The sequence below is a fragment of the Variovorax paradoxus genome (assembly GCF_030815855.1).
Classification (GTDB): Bacteria; Pseudomonadota; Gammaproteobacteria; order Burkholderiales; family Burkholderiaceae_C; genus Variovorax; species Variovorax paradoxus_M.
This window is the reverse complement of sequence record NZ_JAUSXG010000001.1, coordinates 4745719-4758095: the sequence shown is the minus strand read 5'-3', so window position 1 is coordinate 4758095 and position 12377 is coordinate 4745719. Positions and strand designations below refer to the sequence as shown.

11 protein-coding genes are annotated in these 12377 nt (G+C 66.6%); all 11 read left to right on the top strand.

Translation table 11 applies throughout. The annotated features are described in order from the left end of the window. Window positions 1-11 precede the first annotated feature (11 nt). The 11 genes from QFZ42_RS22750 (at window position 12) to QFZ42_RS22700 (ending at window position 12368) form a co-directional block, all read left to right on the top strand. Window positions 12-2660: a DUF2169 family type VI secretion system accessory protein gene (locus QFZ42_RS22750; RefSeq protein ID WP_307703136.1), complete on the top strand. Its 2649-nt coding sequence runs from the start codon at window positions 12-14 to the stop codon at window positions 2658-2660. Beyond that, complete coding sequence (locus QFZ42_RS22745) at window positions 2657-3709, top strand: pentapeptide repeat-containing protein (RefSeq protein WP_307703135.1); 1053 nt, start codon at window positions 2657-2659, stop codon at window positions 3707-3709. Before QFZ42_RS22750 ends, QFZ42_RS22745 begins: the two co-directional genes overlap by 4 nt. A 38-nt stretch (window positions 3710-3747) precedes the next feature. Next, window positions 3748-4407 (top strand): DUF3540 domain-containing protein, encoded by a 660-nt coding sequence (locus tag QFZ42_RS22740; protein ID WP_307703134.1) that lies wholly within the window; start codon window positions 3748-3750, stop codon window positions 4405-4407. Between the two features lie 8 nt (window positions 4408-4415). Next, the gene (locus QFZ42_RS22735) at window positions 4416-4811 is read left to right on the top strand and encodes a DUF4150 domain-containing protein (RefSeq protein WP_307703133.1); all 396 of its coding nucleotides are present in this window, start codon (window positions 4416-4418) and stop codon (window positions 4809-4811) included. 66 nt (window positions 4812-4877) lie between these two features. Then, entirely contained in the window at window positions 4878-7223 is a 2346-nt protein-coding gene (locus QFZ42_RS22730) for a type VI secretion system Vgr family protein (RefSeq protein ID WP_307703132.1), read from the top strand. 3 nt (window positions 7224-7226) lie between these two features. Continuing rightward, window positions 7227-7718, top strand: coding sequence for a DUF6484 domain-containing protein (locus QFZ42_RS22725; protein ID WP_307703131.1), 492 nt, complete (start codon window positions 7227-7229; stop codon window positions 7716-7718). Window positions 7719-7731: 13 nt separating this feature from the next. Beyond that, window positions 7732-8784, top strand: a complete 1053-nt coding sequence (locus tag QFZ42_RS22720) for a DUF2169 family type VI secretion system accessory protein (RefSeq protein ID WP_307703130.1) — start codon at window positions 7732-7734, stop codon at window positions 8782-8784. A gap of 2 nt (window positions 8785-8786) precedes the next feature. Continuing rightward, on the top strand, window positions 8787-9854 hold the full coding sequence (locus QFZ42_RS22715; protein WP_307703129.1) for a hypothetical protein: 1068 nt from the start codon (window positions 8787-8789) through the stop codon (window positions 9852-9854). 3 nt (window positions 9855-9857) lie between these two features. Next, the gene (locus QFZ42_RS22710; protein WP_307703128.1) at window positions 9858-10760 is read left to right on the top strand and encodes a DUF4150 domain-containing protein; all 903 of its coding nucleotides are present in this window, start codon (window positions 9858-9860) and stop codon (window positions 10758-10760) included. Window positions 10761-10771: 11 nt separating this feature from the next. After that, complete coding sequence (locus QFZ42_RS22705) at window positions 10772-11686, top strand: type VI immunity family protein (protein ID WP_307703127.1); 915 nt, start codon at window positions 10772-10774, stop codon at window positions 11684-11686. After that, a complete protein-coding gene (locus QFZ42_RS22700) occupies window positions 11658-12368 on the top strand; it encodes a hypothetical protein (RefSeq protein WP_307703126.1) in 711 nt (236 codons plus the stop codon). The genes QFZ42_RS22705 and QFZ42_RS22700 overlap by 29 nt, the downstream gene beginning before the upstream one ends. Window positions 12369-12377 lie beyond the last annotated feature (9 nt).

Below are 12377 nucleotides of genomic sequence, written 5' to 3'. Positions count from 1 at the left end.
ACTGGTTCTTCATGCAGATACTCAAGCCCCATGTCGCCGCACTGAGCTTTCGGCCGATCGAATACCGGTCCAAGGCCGGCCTGTGCGTCAGCACGATCCTCTTCGCGCCGATGTCGTCTGACGAGGGCGGCCTGCTGCGCGAGCAATCGATGTGGAACTGCATCTCCAAGCTCATGGCGATGCCGCTGGTCGATGAAGGCATTGCCAAGCTCACGCCCGAATACCTGGTGGTCGGCCGCGTGCATGCGGGCGAGACTGGTTCGCGCGGCGCCGTGGCGCGCGTGCGGCTGGGCAATGCCGGCAAGGCCGTGATGGCCTTCTCGCCGCGCCACTGGGACGGCGCGCGCGTGGTGCAGTCGGAGGTCTATCAGCCGGTGCCGCTGGATTGGGCCAATGCGTACGGCGGCCCGACCGTGGCCAACAACCCGCTGGGCATGGGCGCCGCGGCGGGGGGCGGCGTGCATTGGTTGCCGCCGCTGGAGTTGCCCGGCTCGCGCATCACGGCGCCGGGCGACGTGGTGCAGCCCGCCGGATTCGGCGCGCTCGATGTGATGCACCCGCAGCGCGCCGCATTGCGCGGCACCTACGACGAAAACTACCTCAAGCAGCATGCGCCGGGTTTTCCGCCCGACGTGGATTGGCGCCACTTCAACATGGCGCCGAAAGACCAATGGCTGGATGCTCCCCTGCGCGGCGACGAGGCTTTTGCACTCGAGCACCTGCACCCCACCAAGCCGCTGCTGCAAGGCAACCTGCCGGGGCTGCGTGCGCGCGTGTTCGCCAACTACCGGCTGCCGCCCGAGCAGGTGGCGCCGGGTGGCGATTCGCACAAGTTCAAGGAAGTGCCGATGCGGCTCACCACCGTGTGGTTCTTTCCTGAAGTGGAGCGCATGCTGCTGATCTGGCATGGCCTGGCCGAAGTGGCGGAGTACGACGGCAGCGACATCGACCACCTGATGACGGCCGTCGAGCGCCTGGACCAGCCACGCGGCGACGCCCACTATGCCGACGTGCTGGCCCGGCGCACAGACCCGGTGCAAGGCGGTATCGAAAGCCTGAACGACGCCGACCTGGTGTCCGATGACATCGACACCGCCGACCCCGACTTCGAAAAGACGTCCGAGATCTACAAGATGGACGGCCTCCAGGCCGATGCGCAGTTCAGGCGCGCAGAGATCGATGTGGCCCTTGCGCGCGAGAAGGCCGTGGCCTTGGGCAAGGACCCCGATGCGCTCGGCCTGAAGCCACCGGTGCGCGAGAAGCCGCCGACCTTGGCCGAACTGCCGGCCTACGTCAAGGCCAGCCAGAAGGAGGCGGAGGCGCAGCAGCTCGCGGTTGCGCAAGACATGCTGGACCAGCTCGAGAAGCTGCTCGCACTGAGCGGTGAAGACAGAAAACGCATGACCGAGCTGGCGCACCGCGGCCCGCCGCTCTACACCGCCGAGAAGCACTTGGCCGAGCTCAAGGCCCAATTCGGCAAGCTGCCGATGCCCGAGGAGCAACTGCTGCAGAAGCTGCGCGACCGCCAAGGCGCGGAACGGCTGGGCTATTTGCAGTCGGCCCACATACAGCCGCCGGCCTTCGCGCTGAAAGGAGAAGAGGGAGCCAGGCGCCGGCAAGAGGTGCAATGGCTGGCCGAGCAAGGCCACCGCACGCTGCCATGGATCGACCTTACCGGCGCCGACCTGTCGGGCCTCGACCTGCATGGCTTCGATTTTTCGGGCGCGTGGCTCGAGAGCGCGGACCTTCGCAAGGCCAACATATCGGGCTGCAAGTTTGCCGGCGCGGTGCTCGCGCATGCGGACATGCAGGGCTGCATGGCCATAGAGGCCGACTTCACAGGCGCCAACCTGGGCCGCGCGCGCCTCGCCGGTGCGGTGTTCGACCGCTCCGACCTTGGCGGCGCCATGCTGATGCACACGCCGCTTGCCGGCACGCAGATGCGGCGCACCAACCTGGTCGGCGCGAACCTGCTCGAAACAGAGTGGGGCGTTGCCGACTGGAGCGGCGCGCAGCTTGCGGGCAATGTGTTTTACAAGCTCGCGCTGCAGGGCCTCGACCTGCGCGAGGCCGACCTTAGCGGCGCAAACTTCATCGAGTGCGACCTGCGCGGTGTCGATCTTTCAGGCGCATTGCTGCAGTCGACCACCTTCGTCACCTGCCAGCTGCAGGGCGCACGCATGGTTGCCGCTCGTGCCAAGGGTGTGGTGTTCGTGAAGAACACCGTGCTCGACGGCGTGGATGCGAGCGGCGCCGACCTGTCGAACGCGAACCTCGGCGAATGCAGCGCCATCGGCCTGCGCGCGACCAAGGCGCTGTTCGACGGCGCGAACCTCGGCATGGCCGATTTGCAAGGTGCCGACCTGCGGCTGGCTTCGGCCAAGGGCGCGCTCTTTCGCAAGACCCGCTTCAGCCGCGCACGGTTGGCCGGCGCCAATTTTCACGACGCGATCTTCAGCTACGCCAACCTGATCGGCGCCGACTTCAGGCGCGCCAACCTCTTCGGCACCGATCTCACGCGCGTGGCGCTGAGCGCCGACACGCAGTTCGACGGCGCATTGCTCACACGCAGCCGCACCTGGCCGCGGCTGAACGCCGAGCAGCAGGCCGTTGCCGCGGCGCGCGATGCCCCAAGCAATTCCGAAGGAGGTGCGGCATGAAGGTAAGCGCGGAACTCCTTTCGCTGGGCGCCGGCCTGGGCGAGGCCTTCGAGGGGCAGGACTTCGGCGGCGGCTACTACGCCAAGACCTTCCTGGGCGGCGGCATCTTCACGCAGTGCCGTTGGGCCGGCGCCGACCTGCGCGAGGCCGACGTTCGCGAGGCGGTGTTCGACCAGTGCGACATGGGCGGCGTGCTGTTCGCGGCCGCCAACCTGCGCCATGCGGTGTTCAACCGATGCAAGCTCGACCACGCGGATTTCCGCGGCGCCAACCTGCACACCACCACGTTCAACGAGTGCGACCTCACGCATGCGCAGTTCGGCGAGGCATCGATGGCCATGGCCAGGTTTCATGCCTGCGCGCTCGACCACGCCGGCATGCAGGGCGCGAACCTCGAGTCCGCGGTTTTCTCGCAGTCGAAGCTGATCGACGTCAACGCCGACCATTCCCGGTGGATGCATACGGTGGTGACCGGCTGCGACCTCAGCCTCATGACGTGGGTGGGCGCGCCGATGACCCGCGTGGTGTTCTCGAAATTGAGCCTGCAGAACATGCGCTTCGATGGCGGCAACTACGAATCGTGCCAATTTGCCGATGCAGACCTGAGCGGCAGCAGTTTTACAGGCGCAAAGCTGCGGCAATGCAACTTCCAGGGCAGCACCTTGAACGGCTGCGACTTCAGCAGCTCACAGGCGCCGCAAGCCATTTTCTGCGCCACCAAGGGCGAGGGGGCGCGCTTCACCAAGGCGCAATTGCGCCAGGCGCTTTTCACCGAGGCCGCGTTGCCGGGTGCCCACTTCGGCGCCGCGCAACTGCACCAGTGTCATTTCGCGCAGGCCAAGCTGGCACGCGCAGTGTTCGCGGGCGCCGATTGCACCTATGCCGATTTCCGGCATGCCGACCTGCAGGGCGCCGACCTGCGCGAGGCCGAACTCTTCCGCGCCATCTTCCATCGCGCGCAGCTGCAGGACGTGCAAGCCACCGACAGAAGCCGCGCCCTAGGCACGGACCCCGATCTGGCACGCGCGGAGCAGTGGGCAGTCGCCTGAAGCACCGCGCGAAAACGCCATTCATCCATGAGGCCATCATGACCGCCACTGTTACCGAGCGCCGCACCAAGGCACTTCACAAGCCGAACAAGCAAGCCGACGCGCCGGCACCGGCGCAAGCCGGCTGGCATCGTGCCACTGCGCTTTCAGACCCCGGGTCCGCGCAAGGGCTGCGCCTGCGCCTCGACGGCGAGGGCGTGCACGAGATCAGCGCGTGCCAGGCCTTCAGCTGCCTGGTGGCGGTCCAGGCGGGCGACATCGTCGCGGCCCTGCTGGACGACCGACGCCAATGCTGGGTGATGGCGGTGCTCGAGCGCAGCGGCGCGCAGGACGTGGTGCTGCAAAGCCAGGGCCGGCTCGAACTGAACGCGCCCACCATCAGCGCCAACGCGCAGGAGCTGCTGCACATGGCCGCGCCCCAGGTGCGCCTGAGTTGCGAGCAGGCCGACGTCATGGGCGAGCGCCTGAACCTGGTGGGCGGCACGATCAAGGCAATCGGGGCCGCGCTGTCGACGCTGTTCGACCGGGTTCATCACCACAGCAAGCAATACATGCGCAGCACCGACGGACTGGACCGCACCCTGGCCGGGCACATGGAGCTGCAGGCGCGCCAGCTGTTGCAGATCCATGGCGAGCACACGCTCGTCGAGGGCGAGCAGCTGGTCAAGGCGCGGGGCGCGCAGATTCACTTCGGCTAGGGGCCCCCATGTTCGCCAACTGCCAGATGATGGGCACCGACATGGGCTTTCCCGACGTGTGCCTGACGCCCACGCCTGCGGGGCCGGTGCCCATTCCATACCCCAACATCGCCATGGGGCCGATGGCCATTCCGAACTGCCCGACGATCCTTTTCATGTGCATGCCCGCGCACAACCTGGGAACCACCATTCCCATGACCAACGGCGACAACTCGGGCGTGAACATGGGCGTGGCGTCGGGCACCGTCATGGGGCCGTCGCGGCATGTGACCGGCGCGTTCACCGTGCTGCTCAACGGCATGCCGGCCACGCGCATGACCAGCGTGTCGCTGCAAAACAGCACCAACTGCCCCGGAGTGCGGCTCGTGCCGAGCCAGGCGCTGGTGCTGCTGCTGTCGCCGTAGGCGGCGGCCCGCCGGAACCACGGCGCGGAGTTTCGGGAGGGGGAACGTAGAAAGAGGATGGGAAGCATGACCGAGCACACGTTCAGCATCCAGGGCGACTCGCCCGTCGTCGACAAGCTCATGTTCTGGCGCATCGTGGGCCATGAGGTCCTGGCGCGCCCCTCGACCTATGAACTCACCGTGCTGACCGACAACGAAAGCATCGAGCCCGCGGACGTGCTGGGCCGTTCTTTCGATGTGGCGATCGAGTTCGAAGATGCCGATGGCGGCACGCACAAGCGGCATTGCCACGGCCATGCCGTGCGCTTCACGCGCGCCGGGCGCAGCGGGCGTTTCATCGAATACCGCATCAGCCTGCGCTCGTGGTTCTGGCTGCTGAGCAAGCGCGTCAATGCGCGAATCCTGCAGAACAAGCCGGTGCTGGATGTGATCGACGCCGTGCTGGACGACAGCCCCGTCGGGAGCCTGAAGAAGATCAAGTCGGCCGGCGTGGTCGGCCCCCATGCACCGCACGGCTACTGCGTGCAATACCGGGAGAGCGACTACCAGTTCCTGTCGCGCCTTCTGGAAGAAGAGGGCATCTATTACTGGTTCGACGCGCACGACGCGCCCGGCACGCTGCACCTGTCGGACACCAGCACGCTGGCTCACGAGAAGCTGCCCGCCGCCGATACGCTGCACCATGTGGAGCGCGACGCATCGGAAGGGCGCGCCAACGAGATCACGCGGTGGATCAGCTCGCGGCAGTTCGAATCGGGCAAGTTCGCATCGCGCGACCGGGACTTCAAGGTCATCAGCAAGCAGCTGTTTGCGGACAAGGGCGACCCCGACACGCACGAGCTTTCGGACCTGGAGGTGTTCGAGTTTCCGGGCGGCTATGCCTCGGGCGACGACACCGACAACCTGGCGCAGTTGCGGCTCGACGAGCTGATCGGCCGGCGGCAACGCCACTGGGCGTTGACCGGCTGGCCCGACGTGACCGCCGGGCGCAGCTTTGCATTCAAGGGCGACCCCGAAGGCAAGCACGACGGCGACTACCTGATTGCGGCCTGCACCTTCGTTGCAAGCCACCCGGGCTACGAAGGCGCGGACATTGCCGAGAATCCGCGCCCGATCGACGCCGTGCTGCATGAGGCACTGGCTGACGACCCTGTGAACACCGGGCTGGGCGAACTGGTGGGCGACCTGATTGCCGAGACACCGGCATTGCGCAGCGGCCAGCGCGCGAGCAGCAGCTTTCTGCTCACGGTGGTTCCGCTGAACACCCCGTGGCGTCCGCCACGCCTGACGCCGCGCGTCACCATGCCCGGTCCCCAGAGTGCCATCGTCACGGGCCGCAGCGGCGAGCAGATCTGGACCGAGGAGCACGGCCGCGTGAAGGTGCAGTTCCACTGGGACCGCTACGGCAAGAACGACGAGAACAGTTCGTGCTGGGTGCGCGTGTCGCACCCGTGGGCGGGCAAGGGCTGGGGCGCCGTCAGCATTCCGCGCATCGGCCAGGAAGTGGTCGTCGACTTTCTGGACGGCGACCCCGACCAGCCCATCATCGTCGGCCGCTTCTACAACGGCGAATCGATGGCGCCCTTCGGCCTGCCGGCCGGCGCCGTGGTGAGCGGCATCAAGTCGAACACGCACAAGGGCAAGGGCTACAACGAGCTGTCGATGGACGACACCGCGGGCAAGGAGAAGGTGACCATCCACGGCCAGTACGACATGAACACCACGGTGGAGCACGATCAGACCACCACCGTGCACAACAACCGCACCGATGCGGTCGACGTTGACGACACGGAAACGGTGGGCAGCAACCAGAAGCAGAGCATCGGCGCCAACCAGAGCATTTCAATCGGATCGAACCGCGAAGAAAAGGTGGGCGGCACCGAAACCATCACCATCGGCGGCCACCGGACCGAAACCGTGAACGGCGGCGAAACCGTCACCATCAACGGCGGACGCAGCCATACCGTGAACGGGATGCAGACCACCACCATCTCGGTGGCCGAGGCGCACACGGTAGGGGCGGGGCGCATGCACAGCGTAGGCGCAGGCGAGGCCATCAACGTGGGCGGCGTGCAGGCCATCACGGTGGGCGGCGCGCAGATCGTGAGCGTGGGCGGCCTGCAGAAGGTGAGCGTGGGGGCGCTGCAGTCCATCACCGTGGGCGGGCCGCACAAGCTGTCGGCCGCGGTGATCTCCGAGACATCGAAGGGGCCGATCAAGATCAAGGCGGGCGCCATCTGCATGGTCGAGGCGCCCACCATCATGCTCAAGGCGGGCGGCAGCAAGATCGTCATGAACGCCAGCGGCATCACCATCAAGGGCGCCAAGATCACCATCAAAGCCGACGGCACCGCATCGTTCAAGGCCGGCGGCTCGATCAAGATCAAGGGCTCCAACCTGGGGGAGGACTGAGCCGTGGAAGACCACACCGATCTCCAGAGCGCGCGCAGCGTGCTGCGCAGCGTGGCCGCCTGGTCGAAGCTGTCGGGCCAGGGCGTGGCGGTGGCCGCCTTTGCCGGCTTCGATGCGGAGGGGCGCTTTCTCGTCACGCTGGGCGAAGGCATGGCGCCGGTGCAGGCGCTATCGACTGTCGGGCTCGCGCCCGGCGATGCCGGCGCGGCCGTGGTCGTGGCCTTCGAGAAGGGCGAGGCGCGGCACCCCGTCATCGTCGGGCGCCTGCAGCCGCCACATGCCAAGGTACTGCCGGCGGCCGAAGCTGTGCGTATGGAAGCCAGCGTCGACGGCGAGCGCGTGCTGCTGCAGGCCCGCGAGCGCATCGAGCTGCGCTGCGGCGACGCCAGCATCGTGCTCACGCGCGCGGGCAAGGTGCTGATCAACGGCAACTACGTGCTCTCGCGCTCGCGCGGCGCCAACCGGGTGAAGGGTGCCTACGTGGGCATCAACTGACCAGGCACACGCCATGTGGCAGCTCGACAACCGCACGCCCTATGCCGCCGAACGCACCTGGGTGCGCGACCGCGACGGTGCGGAGATCTGGCTGGTCGCGGTGAAGTGCAGCTTCGACATTTCGCCCGATGGCGAGACCAGCGTCGCGGCCGAACAGCCGCCTGTCGCGCAGGCGCCCGTCTTCGTCGACGAGGCCGCGCCCCGGCCGAGCCTGCGCTACGAGATGGACCTGGTGCGCACCAAGCTGACCACCGACGTGCTTCTGATCGGCCACGCGCATGCGCCCGGCGGCGTACCCGTGACGCAGCTCGACCTGGGCCTGCGCGTCGGCCCCATCGCCAAGCGGCTGCGGGTGACCGGCGACCGCGTGTGGCTCGGCGGCGCGCCGTCGGAGCCAGAGCCCTTCACCGCCATGCCGCTGGTGTGGGAGCGCGCATACGGCGGTGTCGATCCGTGGACGCGCGATGCGCCACTGCCGCAGTTCGATGTGCGCAATCCCGTGGGCACCGGCTTTGTGACGGAGGCTGCGCATGCAGAGGGCCTGCGGCTGCCGAACATCGAGTATCCGGAACAGTGCGTGCGGACGCCGAGCGACCGGCCTGAGCCTGCAGGCTTCGGGCCGCTGTGCAACCACTGGCAGCCGCGCGTGGGGTTTGCTGGGACGTACGACGAGGCGTGGCAGCGGGATCGGTTGCCGTTGCTGCCGGTGGACTTTGATGAACGGCACTACCAGTGCGCGCCTGTGGATCAGCAGACGCCGCAGTTTCTCGTGGGCGACGAGCCGGTGTTGATGGTGCATCTGGCGCCGCAGCCCGAGATCCGATTCACGCTGCCGCGCGTGCTGCTGGGCCTCGAAACCTTTTTCTCCGACGGCACGCAGGTGCTGCATGAGCGACCGCAGTTGCACACGGTGATCCTCGAGCCGGCAGCGATGCGTGTTTCGCTGGTCTGGCACAGCGCGCTGCCCTGCCATCCCAAGGTTCACAAGCTGCTGAAGACGCGCATTGTCGAGAAACGGCTGCTGCGCTTGGGCGAGACCGCGTCCGAGCAGGCGGTGGAGGCCTGAGCATGGCCGGCAACGCATTGCAGATCCTCGGGCTCGGCGCCAGCACGCCAATAGGACGCAACGTGTGGGCCAGCGCCGCGGCGGCGCGGGCTGGCGTGTGCGGCTTCTCCGAGCATCCGTACATGGTCGACACGGCCGGCGAGCCGATGCGTATTGCACGGGCACCCTGGCTCGACGTGGGTCTCGACGGTGCCGAGCGCCTGAGCGCGCTGCTGCTGCCGGCCATCGAGGAGGCGTTGGCACCGTTGGCGGAGCTTGGCGGAAACGTGTCGCCGCGCATTGGCCTTGCACTGGCGCTGCCGCCGCCGCGCCCCGGGCAGCCTGATGCCTTGGCCGATGACCTGCTGCTGGCCATCCGGGAGCGCATGGGGGACCGATTCGTCCGCATCGCGCGCTTCGAAGCGGGCCACGCAGCGGGCCACATGGCCGTGGCCGCCGCCGAGGTTGGTTGCGCGCGTGATGCCTTCGATGCGTGCGTGGTGGCGGGCACCGATTCGTACCTCGCACCCGAGACGCTCGAATGGGTCGAAGCCTGCGATCAACTCCACGGCGGCGGCCCGCTCAACAATGCCTGGGGCTTCATCCCCGGCGAGGCCGCCGGCGCGGTGCTATTCGGCACGCCCCGTTTGGCGCAGCTGTGCGGCATGGCGCCGCTGGGTGAACTGGTGTCGGTCGGCATCGGCATGGAGTCCAGGCTCATCAAGACCGACGAGGTGTGCGTGGGCGAGGGCCTGACCCAGGCTTTCCGCGCGGCCTTGAAGGTCCTTGCGCCTGGCGAGCAGGTGCACAACGTGTTCTGCGATCTCAACGGCGAGCCCTACCGCGCCGACGAGTTCGGCTTTGCCACGCTGCGCACTGGGGAGCACTTTCGTGCAGCGTCGGACTTTGTCGCGCCCGCCGACTGCTGGGGCGACGTGGGTGCGGCAGGCTCGCTGCTGCATGTCGCGCTGGCGGTCATCGCAAGTCGCAAGCGCTACGCCAAGGGGCCGCTGTCGATGGCGTGGGGCAGTTCCGAGTCGGGCGAACGCGGGGCGGTGCTGGTGCGCTGCGCTGAATCGATGGGAGGCTGAGCCGTGCCAGTCACCATCAGGGTCAACGGCACCAGTCTCACGTTGGTCCACAAGTTCAGCATCGGCATCAGCACGGCGACCATTCCCGACGTGTGCAAGACGCCGAGCCCCGGTGGGCCCGTGCCGGTCCCCTATCCGAACATCGCCAACTCGATCACGCTGTCGAGCGGCACCAGCACCGTCAAGGGCGACAAGGCGATGGCCGCGAACAAGGGTTCGAAGTTCGCCATCTCCAACGGCGACAACGCAGGTGTGGCGGGAGGTGTGAAGTCCAGCACCTTCATGAAGGAGGCCACCTGGATCCTTTACTCCTTCGACGTGAAGATGGACGGGAAGAGCGCGGCCCGGCTCACGGACAAGATGTTCCATAACTCGGAGAACGCGGCCAATCTGGGCGGGGAGGCGCAGCAGCCGCTGATCGACGCCTTGGGGGACGCCATGGCGAAAGAGCTGTGCGAAGCCGCGTGCCAGGCCCTGAAAGACAAGGAGGCGGCTGACGCCAAACTACCGCCAGGGAAGGCGTCGACCGACCAATACCAGCGCCGCATGCGCAACATCGTCGATCCCAAGCCGCGTGGCAGCAAACCAGGCCTGCTCACGGAGGTTTCGCAGGATTTGAAGAGTGGGAAACTCATTGGCAAACATGGCATGGATGTCAACAGTGGCTTGGGATATGCCAGGTGGGACATCCTGCTGGTCGATGCGGCGAAAGCCGTTGGAAAAAAAGCGCTGACGCTTGCCGACGTAGACCGTATCGTCGAGGTGAAGTTTCCCAATGACTCGCCTACGGACAATCAGGACATGCTGCGAAAAACCAACCCGGCCACGGACAAGAAGCTGACGGAGATGAAGGTCAGGAAAAAAGGGGCAAAGGACGCCAAAGGGGCCGACTGCCTGTGTACCTGAAGGAAAAATATATGGATGAGTCCCTGTTCACCCTGACGGACGATGGCGAGAGCGTGGCGACGCCCTGCATCGAGATCGTCGCATTTGCCTACGGGCTGCCCGAGAACACTGGAGCGGGCCTGGCGCGATTTCTGCGCGCGTACATGGACGCCTTTGGCAATCAGCAGCGTTTCTATCGCACTGGCGACATGAAGCGCTTTCGCGTCAGCGATGCCAAGGCGATCGAGGGACCGAATCATTGGTTCTCGGACCCGGACATACTCGCAACCAAACTACTGAGCTACCGGGCGCATTCGGGCAAGAAAGCCGGCCTGATCCGGTCGCCCGCGATACGGATGTCGTTGGCGGGGCCTTTGGATCCGCCGCGCTTTGTGCTGCGGATGGCACTGCCCGTCGAGTGGGGCGACCAACCCGATGAGGTGATCGCACTGGCCCGGGATGCGCTCGCAGAATTCCCGCTCAGCAGTGGATATGCCGGCTACTCTTTGCTCTGGGAGGACGCGGATTCGTTGGTGGATCGGGACGTTCTCCAATGGTCGGTCCCGCTGATGCTGCGGTATCCGGGCCTCAGCTACGGCGACGCTTTGCGCATGTCGAACGGGGCAGTGCATGGTGTCGCGGCCGTCAATTGGTTGACCTTCCTCGGGGCCGAAGCGGCGGCGGTGCTGGGCGGTCTGGCAGCCCTTGAGCGAAGTGCGCCCGTGGGGGTGTCCGCGCTTGCGCTCGGCAAGGCCGGCGTGATCTTGCGCGCCGGCGATGGGCCGCAGATCGGTGACGTGAATCGGCAAGAGACCGTGCCGATCTATGGCGCCGTGGGCAAGCTGATCGCGCAGGTGCTGGCGTCCGACGAGGCGCTGGACCAGATATTCATCAAAGGCATGTCCGAGGAGGCGGCGCATGACTGGCTTCGACGCTTCTTCGTCTGAGCGCTACAGCGGCCCGGTTCTGCTTCAGGCCACGCTGGAGCACGGCCCCGAGGGAGTGGTCGCGCTCGTGGAGCGGCGCATTCGCGTCTTTCTTGACGCGGTCGACGCGGGGTTCTTCTTTCCAGGGAACCGGCTTCCCTCGGCGCCGGTCGAGCTTCGCGCCGCCGGCACGTCGGTGCAGGCGCGGCTGCAAGTCGAGGATCTTCCTGTCGCGGCCCTGGATGTGCTGGGCGGCATGCTGGCGGATTGCCGTCAACACGACGTTCTTTTCCACGCGGCGCGTGCCGTGCTGGGCCAACGCGAGTTCGACTTGCTGAGCGAGAGGGGCGTGCGTCCGGCCGCGCCGAAAGAGCCGCCTTTCGAAGTCGAGTTTCCCGAGGACATGGGGGGCAATGACGCTTTGTTGGTCGAGATCGAATTCGCACAGCCGGTGCAGTCCGAACTCCAGCAGGGCCTGCTCGAAACCCTTGCGCTGTGGGACGCGTTGACGCTTGCGTATCCGAACGATCCCGACGAGGCGGTGGAAGTCAGCGGCGCGCAGGCCATGTTCAACGATCCGCGCACGATCCACTATCACGAATGGATCTGGGACAACGCGGACGCCGAGGCGTGGGACCTTATCGTCAACCTCTGCTGCGCCTGGCACGAGAAGCTGCCCATCGTGCGGTTGCATTTCGAGTAGGGGCCTGTC

Bases quoted from the DNA above. Each gene is read 5' to 3' on its own strand.
- QFZ42_RS22750 (WP_307703136.1), top strand. From the start codon at position 12: ATGCAGATACTCAAGCCCCATGTCGCCGCACTGAGCTTTCGGCCGATC.
- QFZ42_RS22720 (WP_307703130.1), top strand. From the start codon at position 7,732: ATGTGGCAGCTCGACAACCGCACGCCCTATGCCGCCGAACGCACCTGG.
- QFZ42_RS22735 (WP_307703133.1), top strand. From the start codon at position 4,416: ATGTTCGCCAACTGCCAGATGATGGGCACCGACATGGGCTTTCCCGAC.
- QFZ42_RS22745 (WP_307703135.1), top strand. From the start codon at position 2,657: ATGAAGGTAAGCGCGGAACTCCTTTCGCTGGGCGCCGGCCTGGGCGAG.
- QFZ42_RS22700 (WP_307703126.1), top strand. From the start codon at position 11,658: ATGACTGGCTTCGACGCTTCTTCGTCTGAGCGCTACAGCGGCCCGGTT.
- QFZ42_RS22740 (WP_307703134.1), top strand. From the start codon at position 3,748: ATGACCGCCACTGTTACCGAGCGCCGCACCAAGGCACTTCACAAGCCG.
- QFZ42_RS22715 (WP_307703129.1), top strand. From the start codon at position 8,787: ATGGCCGGCAACGCATTGCAGATCCTCGGGCTCGGCGCCAGCACGCCA.
- QFZ42_RS22705 (WP_307703127.1), top strand. From the start codon at position 10,772: ATGGATGAGTCCCTGTTCACCCTGACGGACGATGGCGAGAGCGTGGCG.
- QFZ42_RS22730 (WP_307703132.1), top strand. From the start codon at position 4,878: ATGACCGAGCACACGTTCAGCATCCAGGGCGACTCGCCCGTCGTCGAC.